The following is a 17,627-nucleotide window of genomic DNA, read 5'->3' on the forward strand; positions in this document are numbered from 1 at the left end:
GAAGTTTGGAGGCAAAAATCACAGCCTATAGCGCCAAGGCAGCTGCAGTTGAGATACGAATAGGCATTGCAGGGATTGTTTTATTGGTCTTTGCTGTTATTCATGATTTTCAAGACGTCTTTGCTACAGTCTTTCGATGAGTAAATTTCGCACTAAAAGATTTAACGGTCTTACTCATCAATTCCCCCATCTCAACTCTATGAGAATTGAGGTCGAGCTAAAAATTCATATACCTCAGAAACTCTTACTGCCTGTATTGACATCAGCTTTAGCCACCATTGCTTCACCGTTGAATTTATAAATGGAGCCCATCAAGATCATCACGCCTACTCTCACGCGGTTGAAAAAATGGCTTTCAGTGTAGATCGATCACACTGTCGCTTCTGCTAATGCTACCGAATCACCAATAGGTTCATCAAACTCGATGATAATTCTTTGGAACCAGTCATGACGGCTTCGAGCTCCGCGATGTTTGACCACGATGCCTACACAGAAATGAGTTTCGCAAAGATGGCTTTGCAGGTTTATCGTAAAAAATATTAACGCGCCCACTAAGGAAATGATCATGAATGACAACACATCTAGAGATATGAACTTTACCTTAAAGAGAATTCCTCTAATTTTGAAAATGATGCCGATTTCTAAATCTAAGTTTAGGTTCATGGTGCAAAAAGGTGAATTTCCAAAACCGATCAAAATTGGTAGGTCATCCTTCTGGACTATTGAGCAAGTTCAGACCTTTATTGGAGGTAGGGCAAGGCAATCCATTAATTGAAAAATGGACATCTCCTGAGGATATGCTGGTAACCCAAATTAACTCTGGAGATAAATATGCAATCAACTAATTTACCCGCTCAATTTACCGTAGGTGTTTTTAATGATCCTAGCTCACCCAGTGTAAGCCCTTGGTCATGTATTAGGGTTTTGCCAGCCTGAATGAAGCCCTCAGTGCCCGTAAGAAGATAGCGGACGAATTTTTAATATTCACCGTTTAACCTCATCAAGCGCTGAAGCGCCGGCTTTCCACTATCAAAGCTATCGGCCAGTACCCTCTATAAATGGTGTCGCAAATCTCGGCTCATTTGATGTTTATAGGTTCTTGGATCAGCGCTGCTTAGAACTCATTCAATAAAGGGCTCTCGAGTCCAATGATCCCGCCCTTCTACCCCGCCTGTGGAGATCTTGGTTTTGCGGTGTGACTGCTCTGACCTTATTGCCTTCTCAAAAGCATCTTGTTTAGCCGCTTCTGCAGCCTTATTTTTTGCCAACTGAGAAGCGGGCACCACGTCCCTGCTCTCAATCATTTGCTAGAGAGTCTTCATACCCTTTATTTTTCCAACAAATTCGAGTTCAGCCATGACTTAATATTAAGGCATGAGCCCGCCGATTGAAGGCAATAAATCTGGGGGTATTTTTGGGGGTACTCTTGGAAATTTGTACCTTTTTGGTAGCGCGTAACCATATGATTTTGAGCTAGAAAGTGGCGTTTAGTTCGATCTCCGCCGACCCACCATTTTGAAGTATGTAACAGTCAAACGCCACCTACTAAGGTGGCGTTTTTCTTTGTTCACACCTTAATTAAATTGATAACTCATCCCTGCTTGAAAATTGAGTGGGGCACCAGCAAAAATTCCATCTGGACTCCGGCTGGAGATATATCTCTTATCAAGGAGGTTATTAATGACCCCAAATAATTTCCAGTCTTTATTGATCGCATAGTTCGCACTCCAATTGATCGTTGTAAATGCGGGTACCTCACCTAAAGTTCCGATCGCATTCTGCGCGACTGTGTTTGCTGAATCTGCATATTGAGTCGATACGTAATTAAGACTAACCAAAGTATTGAAGTTATTCTTTTCATAGCTAACGCCCAAATTAGAGGTGAGTTTAGGCGTATAGGGAATGCGATTGCCATCGCGCCCTAAAGAATTCGTGCCGACAAATTTTGCTACCGGGATATATGTTGCATTGCCATTAATACCCCAGCCACGCCCAATCTCATAAGCTAAGGCCAATTCCGCACCCTGGTGCAAACTTTTCCCACCGTTCGCTTTAGAGATGCCCGCAGCCAAACTTTGATTCACGATTTGATTACTAAAGTTCATACTGAAAACTGCAGAGTCATAAGAAAATGCGCCTGATTTACCCCTCAAACCAAGTTCCATATTGGTTGAGCGCTCTGGCGCTAGCTGCTGATCAACCCCCTTGTCATCAATTGCAGTTGCCAATTGCGCCGGTGCAAACCCCTTATAGATGCTGCCGTAGACCTGAGCCTGTTGCATGAGTTGCCAGGTTGCGCCGATCTGAGGAATAGTCTCGACATTTTTTGCGCTGCCCGCTTTTCCAGTAATCACGTTTGAACGAGTTTGGTTATAGCTTTCTACTCGCACGCCAGGTATCAGAGCAAAATCTTTTGTTAACAATAAGCGGTTTTGAGCATACATCGCAAGCGAGTTCGCTTTATTTTCCTCATGAGAAGAGATTCGACCGGAATAAGCTAATGTTTTGGAGCTTACCAATTGATTAATTTGAGATTCAGTATGCAAACGAACTCCGAACTCCGCTTCGTTAGAAATCCCAAATGCTTTATATGCATGATTGATTCGAGAATCTAAACCTAGCATCTGAAACTCACGATTGCGGCCAACCAAACAATCAGAGCCAACATTACAAGCCTTAAAAATGGTGGAATCCTGGGTTCGCTTCAAAATACTTTGCCGCCAATAATCTCGATTTAACCTACTCCAATACATCAAAGTATTGATTTTGGTATCAGGACTAATTTCAACAGAGTGATTTAGATCAACCGCATTTCTTTGGGTGATAAAGCGATCATTTGGGGCTGGATTGTCTTTTATTCGATTACCGTATTGGGTGGGACGCAGCCCTACATAAGAAGTGTTGATATTGTTATCGTAGTGGGTGTATTTCAGGCTTAGCCACTGGTTCTGGGCAATCTCAATTCCACCCTTCATCAGGATGTCATACATCTTGAAACCATTACCTTGATATCCATTAGATTGGGATTGAATGACATTGATTCCTCCGATCGCACCATTTGAGGAAGATTTACCTCCCGCCTCTATCTCCGCCAAGTGATAACCGTAATTACCCACCTTACCCGTGAGCTTAAAGCCCTGGGTGGGCGTCTTACTGAGGTAATTAACCACCCCACCTATATTGGAGGGGCCGTACTTCAAGCCTGAGGCACCTTTCAGTACCTCAATTCCGCCAATGCGTTCAACCGGTGGGCTGTAATAAGAGGCATTTGAAATAAATAGACTTGGCTGGATGGGAGCACCATCCTCTAGGAGTAGAACTTTTGAGCTGCGGCTCGGGTTTAAGCCACGTATCCCAATATTCGGAATCGACCCTAGGCCACCTTCATCCCCACGAATATTGACGCCGGGAATTGTCTTTAAAACATCTTGGAGTGACTGAGGCTGTAGCTCCTCCATCTTTTTCTGATTGATCACATCGACGGTTCCCGGAATTTTATTGAGCGCATTTTCCTCGCGACCAACAATATCAATTCTAGGCAACACAATGTCTTGAGCTTTAACCCAGCTTGAAAATGAACCCCCATACAACAATGCCAGCGATGAGATCCAGGCAAGCCTATTTCGAGAACAAAAAACTTCTTGATGCTTCATATACTATCTCCAGTGATAAAAACAAAAAATCGCTGGCTATATGCATATGAAAATGCTCTTGCTGGCTAGTAACTTAGTTGATGCTTACTTTGTCAAAATGAGTTTTCCCAACTTAGTAATACGCAATTGATATGAGTGCCCATCGTGCAGAATGAAAATCTGCTTCAGATGCCCCAACAAAACTTCACTAGCAATCGTCTTTGGCAATGTATGAAGGGGGCGAATGCGAGTCAACTCTGAATGCACAGTATTTTTCTTACTCAAGCACTAGCCCTCTAATCTAAATTGCACGGGCATTTGAAAGCACTGCGAAAAGAAATTGGTGGAATTGGAAGTAATTGGGGTAAATCTCCACTGTGACAGCGCCTTGAGGGCAGATTGATCTAGACTCTGGAAACCTGAGCCTTTAGACACGGCAATCTCTCCCACAATGCCTTCTTCATTCACGCAGAGCTTCACAAGCACCAAACCTTGCTCCCTTAACCTCCTGCTTGCCAACGGATAATGTGGTTTGGGGTTATGCACGGCCTGCCTTGCTTTGCCAGCCGCCATTTCACTCACGCCCTCCACTCCAGTTAGCGAAGAATCTCCCTCGGCCTGCATTAAGTTTGGGCTTTCTTTATTTGAGGATGAATTTATTTGGATGGTAGCCATGGATTTTTTCAGTGAGGGCAGGCCTGCACCATCACCCAGCAAATTCACTATGAGAGACTCCTGCGTAGACGATTCTTCGCCGCCCAGAGGCGCTAATAAAAGCCCTAACAAAATCAATAGATGAGAGATTGCTACGCCTGAAATAAGTAAAATATTTCTAGGCAACGCACTACAGAGCAAATGACTTCCTTATGAAATAAACGATAGAGAATCATGTCCGCTTACCGCTAAACCTTGTAGTAAGTTAACTATTGTTCCCAATGATTTTAAGGACGGTGCTGTAGATAAACAACCATGAGCCCAATAAGGGCGGCACTTGTAGGGCTATTAAATGTGCTACTACTTTATTGCCAAACGCAAAAGCGATGTAACTTCTTTTGATCTCGCCGCATGCAATGCATCTGTCTTATCAAATGCTTTTTGATGTGTGGGCTTGGTATCCAACCGTGCGATCACCTTCAGTCCAGCTTGCTCAATCCAATCAAGCAACTCTTGTCTAGATCGCAAACCTAAATGTTCTGCCAAGTCAGAGAGAATTAACCAGCCTTCACCACCTGGAAGTAGATGATCCTTTAAGCTACTCAAGAAACCTTTCAGCATCTGACTCTCAGGGTCATATACCGCATGCTCTAGAGAGGAGCTTGGTCTTGCAGGTAGCCATGGTGGATTGCAAAGAATGAGCGCGGCCTTTGCTTCAGGAAAAAGATTGGCTTTCTGAATTTCAATCTGCGCATTGAGGCCCAATTGATGTATGTTGTCTTGAGCACAAGCAAGAGCTCGGTCGCTTAGGTCGGTTGCAACAATCTTCTGAATGTCTCGCAGAGCTAAAACAACGGCTAAAACACCGGTACCCGTACCTATATCAAAAGCTATAGAGTTTTGTTTTATTACCTCTGGCAGAGGGGCATTCAGCACCAACTTAATATATTCACTACGCACTGGAGAGAAAACGCCGTAGTGGGGATGAATCCGAACCTCTTCATCATCCCTAGTCAGGACTTGCACACCAGTCTTACGCCATTCATGGGCGCTAATGACACCGAGCAGTTCTCGCAGAGAGATGACATAAGGCGCCACTTGTTTTCCGTAAGCCTCTTCGCAGGCTTGAGCAACGTCTGGGGCTCTTCTCAGCAAAATACTGTGATCTGCATTTACCTCTATCAAAATCATCCCCAGAATACGTGCACGCTGAGACTGTGCAAGGCGATGAAGATTGAATGTATCTAGTGGGCTTTTGACCTTATCCTTTGCAACCCTATCGACTCTTGCGGATTTCTTAGAAGGTTTATCTACCCGACGAACTAAAGCCTGTAACAGTTGTCGTGCATTCTGAAAGTCGCCCTTGTAAAGCATTGCCGTGCCTTGACACGCCAGTCGATACGCAATATCGGCAGTTAGCGTGTCGTCAGCGATCTGAATCTTTTTGTGCGGTGCAATCCCATTTTCGGAATGCCAATTAGCCGAGCGTTCTTGCTCGCTCTCCACCCATTGAAGCGTTGTAAGCGGACTCACCTAGGCAATCACAAACCGATTATTTTGATAATCATCAATTGCTTGCTCAATCTCAGCGCGAGTGTTCATCACAAAGGGGCCGTATTGAACAATCGGCTCATGGAGCGGTAAAGCGGCTAGAACAATAAATTGCGCACCAGCTGATCCTGCCTTCACTTTTAAACGATCGCCATCCCCAAGCACAATGGCAGCTTGCTTTGGTGCCGGCATCATTGGTCCACCTATTTCTAGCCCACCTTCATATACATAAACAAATGCATTGAGCTCTTTAGGAATGCGATGTTCGAATTCAGCATTAGGCGTCAAGTGCACATCTAAAAATAAAGGCGAAGTAGTGATTCCCTGAATCGGGCCTTGCACTTCTTTATCATTCTGCTGATAGGTACCGGCAATCACTTTTACCGAGCCGCCATTACTTAATACAATCTTTGGGATGTCATCAACCTGGATATCTTTATACCCAGCAGGTTTCATCTTTTCTTTTGCGGGTAAGTTAATCCACAACTGAAATCCACGCATGGCACCGCTTACTTGCTGAGGCATCTCCGAATGAATAATGCCTCGTCCTGCGGTCATCCATTGCACGCCACCAGTCTTCAGGTGTCCCTGATTACCTAAATGATCTTCATGCAACATATGGCCTTCGAGCATATAGGTCACCGTCTCAAAACCCCGATGGGGATGAGCAGGAAAGCCGGCTACGTAATCATTAGGATCGTTAGAAGAAAACTCATCGAGCATTAAGAAAGGATCTAATCTAACTTGATTTTGACCACCAAGACTACGGCGCAATTTCACACCCGCGCCATCAGAGGTGGCAATGCCAGGAATGATGGTTTGAATATTGCGGATCATCTTGCTTAAATCATTCGTCCGTTAAGCCGGAGGATGGTCTTCAGGATTAACGTCAAGCGCAATCAAAAAGCGAGACACCATGTTGTAAGCAGCAATTACGGTTACTAACTCGACCGTATCCGTACTGCCTAGCGCCTTTTGCAAACGCTTCATCAAGTCAGGGTCGACTTTGATATTACGCGTCATCTGAAAAGTGAGCTCAGCTGCGTCGTTTTCTACCGGAGAGTACAAATCTTTTGGGAAATTTGGCTGACCGATCAAACGTAAGCCCTGAACCTGCTCTTCTGTGCCGCCCGCCTTTTTAAACGGAGGCGCATGATGGAAAAATTCATACTCAGCGCCATTGAGAACAGCTACGCCGCACATTGCCAACTCACGCAATTTAGGATCCAAAGACAAGTTATTACGAATCTCGCCAATGAAATGATTCCAACCCTCTGCAATTGGAACGCTATGCAAAAGCATGCGGTCTAAATTAATGAACTGACCACCACGTCTTTTACGAATAGCGGCCACCAACTCTGCTGGCTCGGCCAAATCCATTGGCTGATAGGGAATTAAACGTTCTGACATAAATATCTCTTGTGAATGCTTCTTAACAATACTGATTACTGAGCTGATTACTGAGCAGTTTCTTTAATGTTGTTTTCAATGACGAACTTGCCCCAGATACCAATTTGTTTGCCAATAAAATCTTGAGCAGCTGCTGGTGTTCCGCCAACAATTTGAATGCCTTGCGCCTTAAACTTTTCAGCAACTGCCGGCGTTTTTAAAGCTTTATTCAAAGCCTTATTCATTGCATCTACAACTGCTGTCGGTGTTTTGCCTGGTGCCAATACTGCCCACCATGCTGGCGCGCTAAAGCCTGGGAAACCGCTCTCCGAAATCGTTGGCACATTAGGCAATGATGGTGAACGCTTAGCAGTAGTAATTACCAATGGGATAACGCCGCCGCTATCAATGTGAGGTTTTACCAAAAACTCTGAACCAACCGCCAACTCAACCTGACCTCCTAAAGCATCCTGCATTAAGGGGCCGCCGCCACGATAAGGAATGTGATTCCAATCAAAACCAGCTTGTTTTGCAAGGCGAGCCATCGCTAAGTGACCGAGACTTCCAATACCGATAGAGCCGTAACTAAATTGCTTACCTGTCTTAGAAAGGTCGACCAATTGCTTAAAACTGGTAATGCCAGATTTTTTGCTAGCAACCAAAACCATTGGAGATGTGCCCACCAAAATTACGGGAGCAATATCCTTAATAGAGTCATAGGGAAGTTTTTCTTTGAGACTGGGATTCACGCCATGGGTATCAAACACCACCGCGAAGGTATAACCATCAGGGTCAGAGCGCGTCATCGCTGAAGTGCCAATCACACCAGAGGCGCCACCGACGTTCTCCACGATCACGTTTTGCTTTAATTCCGACTGCAGAGCGGGGGCTAATACACGAGCTACCTGATCAACTGAACCGCCTGGCGGGAATACGGCAATTAAGCGAATTGGCTTTTGGGTAGGCCATGTGCCCGTACCCGCATTTTGTGCCAAGGCAAAACCACTCACCCCTAAGGCCATCAAAGTAGCTAATATACTGTTTTTAAAGACTTTTTTGGCTATTTTTGCTAAATCCTGCATGGATTTGTCTCCTATAGATAAGGACTCAAGATTAACACTCCCCCAGCCTATTTGCTCGATAATGGTGGTGTAGCCCAGTGAGAGAAAAATGAAGTCGATTCTAAATATTGCCGCCTATTTATTTGTCAGCCTTGATGACCTGCCAGAGCTGCGCGCCAAAATGCTGGATGAATGCAATGCGCGCCAACTCAAGGGCACCATCTTATTGACTGGCGAAGGCATCAATATGTTTCTCGCTGGTAAAACGGATGAGTTACGTGGCTTCCTGGACTGGCTTCGTACAGACCCCCGTTTCACACCGCTTACGGCGAAGGAAAGCTGGTCGGAAGATCAACCTTTCAAAAAAATGCTGATCAAGCTGAAAAATGAAATCATTCGCATGAATCACCCAGCGATTCGTCCAGAGGAAGGCCGCGCTAATTTCATCAGCCCTAAAAAATTGCAGGAGTGGTTAGATCGCGGTACCGATGACCTCGGTCGGCCCGTGGTGATGGTAGATACACGCAACGCCTTTGAAGTTGACTACGGCACCTTTGAAAACGCTCTACATTTCAATATCGAAAAGTTCACAGAATTTCCAGAGGCAATATCTTCACACAAAGATGAGTTAGCGGATAAGACGTTGGTGAGCTTTTGCACTGGCGGCATCCGCTGCGAAAAATCAGGCTTATATATGCGTGAGATTGGGATGCAACACAGCTATCAACTAGAGGGCGGTATTTTGAAGTACTTTGAGGAAGTTGGTTCTGCGCATTACCAAGGCAGCTGCTTTGTCTTTGATGAGCGCGAAGCCCTCGAGCCAAACCTCGATTCCATCCCCGTAGAGCGCTCTATTCGGAAAAAGCTTAAGGCCAGTTCAGTCTGAGCCAATTTAGAGGCAAAAATAGTAGAATTACAAAGTAGTAACTAAGCAGCACAAAATTAATAAAACAATAATTCGGACTCGAGACATGTCTAAAACGATTAATCGGCAAAAGCCGATTTTTTTATCCTCCATTCTCTGTGCATTTCTGGGGGTGGTAATGAATTTCAATGTGCAAGCGCAAAGTGCAGCGCCAGCTTATCCAGTTAAACCCATCAAACTCATTGCACCAGTGGCTGCTGGTGGCGGTCTAGATAATATTGCGCGCGCTGTTGCAGAGAAACTCTCTCGCTCTATCGGACAACCCGTCATTGTTGAAAATATGGGTGGCGGTGGTGGAGCTATAGCATCTCAAGCAACAGCCAAAGCAGCGCCAGATGGGTACACGTTGATGGTGGCTTATGTAGGAACACATGGCACTAATCCAGCAGTGCGTAAATTACCGTATGACGCTATAAAAGATTTCACACCTATTGGCATGATTGGCGCAACACCAAATGTGCTCATCATCAATCCTGAATTACCCATCAAAAACTTAAAAGAGTTTGTCGATTACGCCAAAAAGAATCCAGCCAAATTAAGTTACGGCTCTGCTGGACCTGGCACACTAACTCATCTCGGTATGGAGCAATTTAAGTTGGCAGCCGGGATATTCATGGTGCATGTGCCTTATCGTGGCGTTGGTCCTGCTTACACAGACTTGTTGGCCGGCCAAACTCAGGCCATGTTTCCAACTTTGTTTGCAGGGCTTCCTTATATCAACAGTAATCGTGTCCGAGGTCTTGCTGTTACAGGCTCTAAGCGCAGCTCGGCAGCCCCCAATATTCCGACCTTTAAAGAGCTTGGCTACAACGGCTTTGATGGTCAGCAATGGTACGGCTTAGTAGGGCCCGCAAATTTACCGCCCGCTACGGTTGCTAAGCTCAATGCAGAGCTGAACAAAGTCTTAGCATTGCCTGAGTTCTCTGAAAAGATGACTAGCGAAGCAATGACGCTGATGCCAATGACCCCGTCTCAATTTGCGAACTACATCAAAGAAGATATTGCACGCTGGGCGAAGGTAGCCAAAGATCGCAATATTGAAATTGAATAATTTATTTAAAAAATACTGTACTTAAATTCATTAAATTAATAGGAACTTTTATATGTCAAACGCTATTGCCGCAGCAGCGGATCTCAATGCACCACCAGTCACTAAAATTTTGGCTGAGTTTGTAAATACTCATCCAAGCCAAGGCTGGACTCCTGAGGTCGATCATGAAGCGCATCGTACATTCTTAAACTGGCTGGGCTGCGCTATCGGTGCTGCCAACCATGAGAGCGTTGAATCCTCCTTGGCTGCCATTCGCGAATTTCAACCTGCGCCACAAGCTAGCATTCTTGGCCGTAAAGACAAAGTCGATATGGGTGGCGCTGCACTCATTAATGGCATCAGCTCACATACATTTGACTTTGATGACACCCACCTCAAGACCGTGATTCATCCAGCAGGTCCAGTAGCATCCGCAATCCTAGCCTTGGGCGAACACATTGGCGCGAATGGTCGTCAAATGATTGACTCTCTTGTTTTGGGTATTGATGTTGCCTGTCGCGTTGGTAATGCAATGTATCCAGACCACTACCATCGTGGCTGGCATATCACTGGATCCACTGGCATGCTGGGATCTGCTGCAGCATGTTCACGCTTGATGGGCCTTGATTTACAAAAGACAACGATGGCTTTGGGTATTGCTGCCTCACAACCGGTAGGTATGCGTGAGCAATTTGGCACGATGACTAAACCATTTCATCCAGGTGGGGCTGCGCGTGCCGGTCAACTTTCTGCATTGTTAGCAAAGCATGGCTTTACTGCAAGCCCTAAAGCACTAGAAGCAGGCCGTGGATATATGCAGACCGTTTCTACCAAATGTGATTGGTCAGAAATTGATCGCGCTCTAGGCAAGTCTTTTGAAATCTCCTTAAACACCTATAAGCCTTTTGCTTGTGGCATTGTGATTCACCCAGCCATTGATGCTTGTGCCCAGTTACGCGCCCAAGGCGTTAAGGCAGAAGACGTTGAGCGCATCGAATTACGAGTTCATCCACTTGTGCTTGAGCTCACTGGCAAGAAAACACCTAAAGATGGTTTAGAAGGTAAGTTCAGCGTGTATCACGGCTGTGCTGTTGGCTTAATTTTCGGCCAAGCAGGTGAAGGTGAATATGCTGATGATATCGTGAACCGCCCTGATGTCGTAGCCTTGCGTGCCAAAGTAAACGCCACTACCGATACCTCCATTAGCGAAGCCTCTGTTGACGTTAAGGCATTCCTCAAGGATGGCAAAGAAGTTCACATCTTCGTGAAGAATGCGATCGGCTCAGTAGAAAATCCAATGACTGATACCAACTTGGAACAAAAGTTTACGAGTTTGACCGAACCAGTAATCGGCAAGGAAAAAACCCACAAACTCATTGCCGCACTCTGGAAATTGGGACAAGCGCCTGATCTCAAGCAAATCCTCAATCTTTGTACTCCAGACTAATTTACTGAAAGTTTTTTCATCTATGGCTTTATTACCTAATATCGTTGTTCTTGGAGACTATGAGCGTGCGCTTCGCCGGTTCTCCAACTGGGATAAGTTAGATCAACAAGCAAATCTCACGATTCATCACGAGCCTTTGCGTGATGAAGCCCTATATGAAGCAGTCAAAGACGCTGATGCTATTGCGATAGTGAGGGACCGCTCTCCTTTTAATGAAGCAATGATTGCGCGTTTACCCAAACTGAAGTTTCTCATGTTTACGGGTGAGCGCAATGGCACGCTTGAGGCATCCGCTTTAGTTTCCAGAAATATTCCCATGGGCTGCACACCTGGCGGCCCCTCCAAAGAAACAACTGCAGAACTCACTTGGGCTTTAATTTTGGGCGCTTCGAAACGCCTCATAGAGGAAAATAAACTCATTGCCTCAGGCGGCTGGCGCGATGCCATGTCGCTTTTACCCATGCTCTCCGGCGAACGTTTGGGCATCATGGGTCTTGGCGCTATTGGCAGTCGAGTAGCACGTGTAGGCGCTGCATTTGGTATGGAAGTGGTTGCATGGAGCCCTCGTATGACCCCTGAACGCGCTGCCGCTGAGAATGCAAAAGCAGTCAGTCTTGATGAGCTATTAAAAACCTCCAAGGTAGTATCCATGCACTTGGTGGCTGGTCCTGGAACAAAAGGTTTAATTAGCGCAGATCAGTTGGCACTGATGCGTCCTGACTCTATCTTGATCAATACCTCCCGTGCAGCACTTATTAATATGCCTGACTTGCAAAAAGCATTGGCTGCAGGTAGACCGGGACAAGCTGCAGTAGACGTCTTTGATGTGGAGCCTCTTCCAGAAAAAGACGCGCTTCGTAACACCCCAAATCTTTTGGTAACACCGCATCTTGGATTTATTGCTGAACCTATTTTTGCAACCTTCTCCCAAGGTATTGCTGAAACACTGGAAGCCTGGTTAGAAGATAAACCTGTACCGCACCCCTTCAAACCACAGTAAGCCTTTTATTTAATAAGCCAACATGCCGCCTAAGACACTCACTCCTAAGCAGCTCTTTATTGGGTTTAGCAAAATCGGGATGTCTGGGTTTGGTGGCGTACTACCTTGGGCACGACGCACTATTGTTGAGCAAGAGAAATGGCTCACTTCCGAAGAATTTAGCGCCATGCTTGGCATCTGCCAAATTGTTCCAGGCCCTAATATTGTGAACCTCGGAGTCTGCGTAGGCAGTCGCTTTGCTGGTGTATCAGGAGCTTTTGCGGCAGTCATGGGTCTGATGCTTGGCCCTGTGGCCATCGTCATCCTACTAGGCATCCTTTACGAACATTACAGCTATATGCCGATTGTTCAAGGATTGCTCAGAGGCATCTCTGCGGTAGGAGTAGGCCTCATTGCCAGCACTGGTTTTAAGATGATGCGTACCGAACTGAAGTACCCACCCATGCTCTCAGTGATTTTCTTAACAATCTTGGCTGCAACATATTTTCATTTGGGTTTAGGCTGGGTGGTATTGCTTGCTTCTCCACTGGCATTTTATTTGGCATGGAAGAAGGTTAAAAAATGATGAGCACTCTCATTAGCCTCTTTCTAAAACTCTCCGCTTTTTCCTTGGTGGCATTTGGGGGTATTAATGCTCTCCTTCCTACGCTTTATGATCTGTCTGTAAATCAAGAGCATTGGATTAATAGTCAAACTTTTGCGGATTACTTTGCAATTGCGCAAGCTGCGCCCGGCCCTAATCTAATGACGGTTACGCTCATCGGCTGGAAAGTGGGTGGGGTCATCGGTGCCGCTGTTGCTACCTTAGCAATTGCATGGCCATCCTCCATCATGATTTATTTCTTGCAACGCTCAATTATGAGAATGCAAGATATACAAAAACAGAAAATGATTCAAGCAGCAGCTGGTGCCCTGGCAGTTGGCCTAGTTTTATCAGCCGCCTGGGGCATCGCACTCCAAATTAACAATGGTATTGCCGCTTATTTATTGACGGTTGGCACAATAGCGATTACCTTATTTACACGCTGGCACCCACTCTATCTAATTGCAATTGGTGGTGTCTTGGGTGTTCTAGGATTTATCTAAACGTATAACGAATAACGGATAGCGAAAAAATATGCGACTCATTAAATACTTCACCATGTTGTTTATTGGCCTACTCTCTGTTTTCTGCAACACATCTTTTGCACAGAGCAACTATCCAACTAAACCCATTAACTTCATCGTGCCTTATGGCGCTGGTGGTAGCGCTGACTCTAGAAGCCGTCAGATTGCCCAGAAGATGAGCGTAATTCTCAAGCAGCCGATCGTGGTTGATAACAAGCCAGGAGCAGGCGGCAATATTGGTACCGAAGCGATTGTCCGAGCTGCGCCCGATGGTTACACCATAGGCATGGGCAACTTTGCCCCAATGGCCGTTAATAAAACTCTCTTTGGCAATTTACGTTACGACCCAGAGACCGATTTAACGCCGATCATCTTGATTGAAAAAGGGCCCTTGGTCTTGGTTGTCAACCCCAATTCTCCTTTTAAAACTGTTCAAGACATTGTTGCAGCAGCAAAAGCAAAGCCCGGTGTACTTACTTTTTCATCCGGAGGTATTGGCGGTAGCCACCAACTCTCCGCTGAACTCTTTGAACAGAATGCAGGCATTCAGATGATTCACGTGCCGTATAAAAGTGGCTCTGCGGCACTGACCGACTTGATGGGTGGAAACGTAGATCTCATGTTTGATCAAATGTACTCAGCAGTTCCGAGTATTAAGGCCGATAAGATTCGTCCCATTGCTATCACCAGCAAAAAACGCTCACCTCTTCTACCCAATGTTCCCAGCTTTGCAGAGTTAGGCTATCCAAAAGTAGAGGTTCTTAATTGGCAAGGTTTAATCGCGCCTAAGGGCACGCCTAAGGCCATTATTGATAAATTGAATGCCGCTGCAAATGTGGCGCTCAAAGACCCTCAGTTGCGCGAGCTAATGCTTTCTCAAGGCAATGAGATTGGTGGTGGAAGTCCTGCTGAATTTGCCGCCCTGATTAAGGCTGAGGCTACTAAATGGAGTGCTGTTGTTAAAACAGCCAATATCAAGCCGGAGTAAGAAAGCCTTAGGTTGTTACTGAATTGCTTCAGCAATAAATAAGGGGGGCTTTTAGCCCCCTTATTTATTCTTTATTATTCTCTTAAGTTATCGCTTAATTTATTTAAGCGCTTGGTAAGTCAAGATACCCAAGAAGGTCAGCACCAGCGAACCCACTAGGTTAAGCAAGGCTGTGCCCAAAGCCCAAGTAAATTCACCGCGCTGCATAAAGCCAACTACCTCAGCTGAAAAGCTAGAGAAAGTTGTCAAGCCGCCCAAGAAACCAGTAACAATTAATAACTTCCACTCCGGAGAAAGGTCTGGATTATTACCAAAGAACGCAACCGCAATACCTATCAGGTAACCGCCCACCATATTAGATATAAACGTTCCCAGAGGCAGTGACGAGGCAACCCCTACAGTGAGGAAGTTAAACCCAGCCCTGAGTAAGGCGCCAAAGCCTGCTCCAAAAAAGATTGCGAAGATAGGTAGCCACATAATCTGTTCTTTATTGAATTGAAAAACCCAACATACTAATTGAGCTCATCTCGATTCCATCGGTATAGACTTTAGCTTGCTCACCCTCTTGCTGTAAAGCTAAGGTATATAAAGCGGGCCAATAGTGTTCCGCAGTCGGAATAGCCAGATGTGCTACGTCACCATATTGCTCCCAATCAATTAAAGGATCATGGTGGTTGGCGCGTATTTCGGAAGCAAAAAAATCATTGAATTCTTTTGCCCATGGGTATGGCTCAGCACCCTCTTGCCAATGGATAGTGCGCAAGTTATGCACTACGTTGCCACTGGACAGAATAAGAATATTTTCATCACGCAAAGGGCGTAATTGCTTGGCAAGCTCATAGTGCTCTCGTGCAGACATAGAGCCATCGAGACTTAATTGCACCACCGGCACATCCGCATCTGGATATAGGTATTTAAGAACTGACCAAGCACCGTGATCGATACCCCACTCGTTTTCTTCGAGGACCACAGGGATGTTTAGTAATTCTTGCACGCGATCCGCTAATGCTGGACTGCCAGGCGCGGGATATTGAATATCGAAAAGTGCTTGTGGGAATCCGCCAAAGTCGTGAATTGTTTTTGGCTTAGCCATCGCAGTAACCCAAGTACCTCGAGTTACCCAATGCGCTGAGATTACCAGTACAGCGTCAGGACGCTTTAAAGATTTTCCAAGAGCAGACCATGCCGCTGTATAGCGATTGGGCTCTATGGCGTACATCGGACTGCCATGGCCAGCAAATACTGCAGGTTGGCGATGGCTAGTCATTAATGCCGATTAACCGAATACGTAACCTGTGTGAGCCGCAACCAATGCAAACAAAATAGCCAAGCTAGTAGCTGCTGCCAACATCACGATCAATGTAATGATCTTTTTGTTGATTTCTTCTTTAGATTCGTTATGCCATTCGTTCATGCTAAATCCTCTGTAAACACATTAATCAATGGGGTAATTATCCACTATCGCCCGCGTCCGGCCTTGCGCATCATGCCTTTTCCCCCGCCAAAGCCTGCCTGAGGCCTTCCGGCTGGGCCAGAGGGTCCTTTTGGGACGGGTGGACGTGCTGGCGGCTTAGCTACCACCGCTTTTGCTGGGGTTTTTGAATCGGGTTTCTTTTCGTCAGTCACTTTGAGCTCCTATGGATATCATATTGCCATGATTACTGACTATTCTATCCAAGCTGTCGCAATTAATGCGATTCCCTTGATTTTTGCGATCACCATCCACGAAGCAGCCCATGGCTTTGCTGCCCGCAAGTTTGGCGATAACACCGCCTACATGCTGGGTCGGGTCAGCCTGAACCCAGCCAAACATATAGACCCTGTTGGCACCATCTTGATTCCTCTGGTTTTAATACTGACAGGATCACCATTCTTAGTGGGCTATGCGAAGCCTGTCCCCGTCAATTTTGGTCGCCTCAGAAACCCCAGAATTGACTCGATTTGGGTTGCCCTGGCAGGGCCCGGGTCTAATTTCATCCAGGCGCTGGTCTGGCTCACCCTCTTAATCGTCCTGGTGGGATTTGGAGTCAATGAGAAATTTCTAATCTCCATGTCTCAAGCGGGTATCACTTGGAATTTAGGTTTATTGGTATTTAATCTCTTTCCATTGCCCCCATTAGATGGTGGACGCATTCTTGCTGGTCTACTGCCAGCGCGTCAATCCATCGCGCTTGGGCGACTAGAGCCCTGGGGATTCTTCATCGTCCTTGGCTTGGTATTTACCGGAATCATTGGCAACCTCTGGATGGCGCCCTTAATAAGCTTCTTTGAGTGGCTCATCCTCTTGCTGACCAGCCCGCTCAGGATGCTATTTTAAATCGAGCAAAAAATACTTTTCTGGGATATGCTGAAGTCACGCAGCTCACCTGATTAACGGAGAACCATCATGAAACCACAAAAATTAATTCTTGCGACTACCGCAACTGTTTTGGCGATTGGCGCAGGTGCGGCATATGCTCAATTTCAAAGCGCAGAAAAAGCAGTTGACTATCGCGAGAGTGTTTTTACAGTAATGGGCACCCACTTTGGCCGCATTGGTGCAGTTGTCAAAGGCGAGCAACCTTACAACAAAGATGAGGTTGCAAAAAATGCTGCCATCGTAACTATGATGTCCACACTCCCTTGGCAAGCTTTTGGTCCTGGAACTGAAGGTGGTAAAGCAAAACCTGAGGTGTGGTCAGACAACGCTAAGTTCAAAGCTGCTGCAGACAAAATGCAATTAGCTGTTGTTGATCTCAATAAGGCTACTCAATCAGGCGACTTAGAAAGCATTAAAAAATCTTTTGGTGCAGCAGGCGCAACCTGCAAAGGCTGCCATGACGATTTCAAAAAGAAATAAGCGA

Annotated in this window: 22 protein-coding genes; 10 read left to right on the forward strand and 12 right to left on the reverse strand. The window is 45.8% G+C overall.

Annotated elements, in window-relative coordinates; genetic code table 11:
* The first annotated feature begins 565 nt into the window (after positions 1 to 565).
* Positions 566 to 775 carry a helix-turn-helix transcriptional regulator gene (locus ICN18_RS00005; protein ID WP_216188518.1) on the forward strand — a complete coding sequence of 70 codons (210 nt, stop codon included), beginning with the start codon at positions 566 to 568 and terminating at the stop codon, positions 773 to 775.
* Between the two features lie 346 nt (positions 776 to 1,121).
* Here the strand turns inward: ICN18_RS00005 and ICN18_RS00010 are convergent, their stop codons facing one another.
* The 8 genes from ICN18_RS00010 to ICN18_RS00045 form a co-directional block, all read right to left on the reverse strand.
* Entirely contained in the window at positions 1,122 to 1,304 is a 183-nt protein-coding gene (locus tag ICN18_RS00010) for a hypothetical protein (RefSeq protein ID WP_216188519.1), read from the reverse strand.
* Positions 1,305 to 1,574: 270 nt separating this feature from the next.
* Positions 1,575 to 3,653, reverse strand: a complete 2,079-nt coding sequence (locus ICN18_RS00015; protein WP_216188520.1) for a TonB-dependent receptor family protein — start codon at positions 3,651 to 3,653, stop codon at positions 1,575 to 1,577.
* Positions 3,654 to 3,737: 84 nt separating this feature from the next.
* A complete protein-coding gene (hemP, locus tag ICN18_RS00020; RefSeq protein WP_216188521.1) occupies positions 3,738 to 3,917 on the reverse strand; it encodes a hemin uptake protein HemP in 180 nt (59 codons plus the stop codon).
* 3 nt (positions 3,918 to 3,920) lie between these two features.
* Positions 3,921 to 4,307 carry an energy transducer TonB gene (locus tag ICN18_RS00025; RefSeq protein ID WP_216188522.1) on the reverse strand — a complete coding sequence of 129 codons (387 nt, stop codon included), beginning with the start codon at positions 4,305 to 4,307 and terminating at the stop codon, positions 3,921 to 3,923.
* Between the two features lie 339 nt (positions 4,308 to 4,646).
* Positions 4,647 to 5,819: a methyltransferase gene (locus ICN18_RS00030; protein WP_216188523.1), complete on the reverse strand. Its 1,173-nt coding sequence runs from the start codon at positions 5,817 to 5,819 to the stop codon at positions 4,647 to 4,649.
* Complete coding sequence (locus ICN18_RS00035; RefSeq protein ID WP_216188524.1) at positions 5,820 to 6,674, reverse strand: pirin family protein; 855 nt, start codon at positions 6,672 to 6,674, stop codon at positions 5,820 to 5,822.
* Between the two features lie 21 nt (positions 6,675 to 6,695).
* A complete protein-coding gene (locus ICN18_RS00040) occupies positions 6,696 to 7,247 on the reverse strand; it encodes a carboxymuconolactone decarboxylase family protein (RefSeq protein WP_216188525.1) in 552 nt (183 codons plus the stop codon).
* Positions 7,248 to 7,294: 47 nt separating this feature from the next.
* Positions 7,295 to 8,308: a tripartite tricarboxylate transporter substrate binding protein gene (locus ICN18_RS00045; protein WP_216188526.1), complete on the reverse strand. Its 1,014-nt coding sequence runs from the start codon at positions 8,306 to 8,308 to the stop codon at positions 7,295 to 7,297.
* Between the two features lie 88 nt (positions 8,309 to 8,396).
* Between ICN18_RS00045 and ICN18_RS00050 the strand changes: the two genes are divergently transcribed.
* The 7 genes from ICN18_RS00050 (at position 8,397) to ICN18_RS00080 (ending at position 14,784) form a co-directional block, all read left to right on the forward strand.
* The gene (locus tag ICN18_RS00050; RefSeq protein ID WP_216188527.1) at positions 8,397 to 9,173 is read left to right on the forward strand and encodes a sulfurtransferase; all 777 of its coding nucleotides are present in this window, start codon (positions 8,397 to 8,399) and stop codon (positions 9,171 to 9,173) included.
* 157 nt (positions 9,174 to 9,330) lie between these two features.
* A complete protein-coding gene (locus tag ICN18_RS00055; protein WP_255532021.1) occupies positions 9,331 to 10,263 on the forward strand; it encodes a Bug family tripartite tricarboxylate transporter substrate binding protein in 933 nt (310 codons plus the stop codon).
* A gap of 52 nt (positions 10,264 to 10,315) precedes the next feature.
* Positions 10,316 to 11,689 (forward strand): MmgE/PrpD family protein, encoded by a 1,374-nt coding sequence (locus ICN18_RS00060; RefSeq protein WP_216188529.1) that lies wholly within the window; start codon positions 10,316 to 10,318, stop codon positions 11,687 to 11,689.
* Positions 11,690 to 11,711: 22 nt separating this feature from the next.
* A complete protein-coding gene (locus ICN18_RS00065) occupies positions 11,712 to 12,689 on the forward strand; it encodes a D-2-hydroxyacid dehydrogenase family protein (protein ID WP_216188530.1) in 978 nt (325 codons plus the stop codon).
* Between the two features lie 22 nt (positions 12,690 to 12,711).
* The gene (locus ICN18_RS00070; protein ID WP_216188531.1) at positions 12,712 to 13,254 is read left to right on the forward strand and encodes a chromate transporter; all 543 of its coding nucleotides are present in this window, start codon (positions 12,712 to 12,714) and stop codon (positions 13,252 to 13,254) included.
* Positions 13,251 to 13,775: a chromate transporter gene (locus tag ICN18_RS00075; RefSeq protein WP_216188532.1), complete on the forward strand. Its 525-nt coding sequence runs from the start codon at positions 13,251 to 13,253 to the stop codon at positions 13,773 to 13,775. The genes ICN18_RS00070 and ICN18_RS00075 overlap by 4 nt, the downstream gene beginning before the upstream one ends.
* 31 nt (positions 13,776 to 13,806) lie before the next feature.
* The gene (locus ICN18_RS00080; RefSeq protein WP_216188533.1) at positions 13,807 to 14,784 is read left to right on the forward strand and encodes a Bug family tripartite tricarboxylate transporter substrate binding protein; all 978 of its coding nucleotides are present in this window, start codon (positions 13,807 to 13,809) and stop codon (positions 14,782 to 14,784) included.
* A 99-nt stretch (positions 14,785 to 14,883) separates the two neighbouring features.
* Here the strand turns inward: ICN18_RS00080 and crcB are convergent, their stop codons facing one another.
* The 4 genes from crcB to ICN18_RS00100 are packed head-to-tail and all read right to left on the reverse strand — an operon-like array spanning position 14,884 to position 16,410.
* Positions 14,884 to 15,261 carry a fluoride efflux transporter CrcB gene (gene crcB, locus ICN18_RS00085; protein ID WP_216188534.1) on the reverse strand — a complete coding sequence of 126 codons (378 nt, stop codon included), beginning with the start codon at positions 15,259 to 15,261 and terminating at the stop codon, positions 14,884 to 14,886.
* Positions 15,262 to 15,271: 10 nt separating this feature from the next.
* Positions 15,272 to 16,051 (reverse strand): 4,5-DOPA-extradiol-dioxygenase, encoded by a 780-nt coding sequence (gene ygiD / locus ICN18_RS00090; RefSeq protein WP_216188535.1) that lies wholly within the window; start codon positions 16,049 to 16,051, stop codon positions 15,272 to 15,274.
* Positions 16,052 to 16,060: 9 nt separating this feature from the next.
* Entirely contained in the window at positions 16,061 to 16,198 is a 138-nt protein-coding gene (locus tag ICN18_RS00095; RefSeq protein WP_174221028.1) for a hypothetical protein, read from the reverse strand.
* Between the two features lie 44 nt (positions 16,199 to 16,242).
* Positions 16,243 to 16,410 (reverse strand): hypothetical protein, encoded by a 168-nt coding sequence (locus ICN18_RS00100; RefSeq protein WP_161484716.1) that lies wholly within the window; start codon positions 16,408 to 16,410, stop codon positions 16,243 to 16,245.
* Positions 16,411 to 16,438: 28 nt separating this feature from the next.
* Here ICN18_RS00100 and ICN18_RS00105 point away from each other — a divergent pair, with 28 nt between their 5' ends.
* Together ICN18_RS00105 and ICN18_RS00110 are read left to right on the forward strand one after the other, a co-directional pair.
* Entirely contained in the window at positions 16,439 to 17,101 is a 663-nt protein-coding gene (locus tag ICN18_RS00105) for a site-2 protease family protein (RefSeq protein ID WP_216188536.1), read from the forward strand.
* A gap of 69 nt (positions 17,102 to 17,170) precedes the next feature.
* On the forward strand, positions 17,171 to 17,623 hold the full coding sequence (locus tag ICN18_RS00110) for a c-type cytochrome (RefSeq protein WP_216188537.1): 453 nt from the start codon (positions 17,171 to 17,173) through the stop codon (positions 17,621 to 17,623).
* Positions 17,624 to 17,627 lie beyond the last annotated feature (4 nt).

Source organism: Polynucleobacter parvulilacunae (assembly GCF_018881715.1).
GTDB classification, from domain to species: domain Bacteria; phylum Pseudomonadota; class Gammaproteobacteria; order Burkholderiales; family Burkholderiaceae; genus Polynucleobacter; species Polynucleobacter parvulilacunae.

Bases quoted from the DNA above. Each gene is read 5' to 3' on its own strand.
- ICN18_RS00005 (WP_216188518.1), top strand. From the start codon at position 566: ATGAATGACAACACATCTAGAGATATGAACTTTACCTTAAAGAGAATT.
- ICN18_RS00010 (WP_216188519.1), bottom strand. From the start codon at position 1,304: ATGATTGAGAGCAGGGACGTGGTGCCCGCTTCTCAGTTGGCAAAAAAT.
- ICN18_RS00015 (WP_216188520.1), bottom strand. From the start codon at position 3,653: ATGAAGCATCAAGAAGTTTTTTGTTCTCGAAATAGGCTTGCCTGGATC.
- ICN18_RS00025 (WP_216188522.1), bottom strand. From the start codon at position 4,307: ATGGCTACCATCCAAATAAATTCATCCTCAAATAAAGAAAGCCCAAAC.
- ICN18_RS00035 (WP_216188524.1), bottom strand. From the start codon at position 6,674: ATGATCCGCAATATTCAAACCATCATTCCTGGCATTGCCACCTCTGAT.
- ICN18_RS00040 (WP_216188525.1), bottom strand. From the start codon at position 7,247: ATGTCAGAACGTTTAATTCCCTATCAGCCAATGGATTTGGCCGAGCCA.
- ICN18_RS00045 (WP_216188526.1), bottom strand. From the start codon at position 8,308: ATGCAGGATTTAGCAAAAATAGCCAAAAAAGTCTTTAAAAACAGTATA.
- ICN18_RS00050 (WP_216188527.1), top strand. From the start codon at position 8,397: ATGAAGTCGATTCTAAATATTGCCGCCTATTTATTTGTCAGCCTTGAT.
- ICN18_RS00055 (WP_255532021.1), top strand. From the start codon at position 9,331: ATGAATTTCAATGTGCAAGCGCAAAGTGCAGCGCCAGCTTATCCAGTT.
- ICN18_RS00060 (WP_216188529.1), top strand. From the start codon at position 10,316: ATGTCAAACGCTATTGCCGCAGCAGCGGATCTCAATGCACCACCAGTC.
- ICN18_RS00065 (WP_216188530.1), top strand. From the start codon at position 11,712: ATGGCTTTATTACCTAATATCGTTGTTCTTGGAGACTATGAGCGTGCG.
- ICN18_RS00070 (WP_216188531.1), top strand. From the start codon at position 12,712: ATGCCGCCTAAGACACTCACTCCTAAGCAGCTCTTTATTGGGTTTAGC.
- ICN18_RS00075 (WP_216188532.1), top strand. From the start codon at position 13,251: ATGATGAGCACTCTCATTAGCCTCTTTCTAAAACTCTCCGCTTTTTCC.
- ICN18_RS00080 (WP_216188533.1), top strand. From the start codon at position 13,807: ATGCGACTCATTAAATACTTCACCATGTTGTTTATTGGCCTACTCTCT.
- crcB (WP_216188534.1), bottom strand. From the start codon at position 15,261: ATGTGGCTACCTATCTTCGCAATCTTTTTTGGAGCAGGCTTTGGCGCC.
- ygiD (WP_216188535.1), bottom strand. From the start codon at position 16,051: ATGACTAGCCATCGCCAACCTGCAGTATTTGCTGGCCATGGCAGTCCG.
- ICN18_RS00095 (WP_174221028.1), bottom strand. From the start codon at position 16,198: ATGAACGAATGGCATAACGAATCTAAAGAAGAAATCAACAAAAAGATC.
- ICN18_RS00105 (WP_216188536.1), top strand. From the start codon at position 16,439: ATGATTACTGACTATTCTATCCAAGCTGTCGCAATTAATGCGATTCCC.
- ICN18_RS00110 (WP_216188537.1), top strand. From the start codon at position 17,171: ATGAAACCACAAAAATTAATTCTTGCGACTACCGCAACTGTTTTGGCG.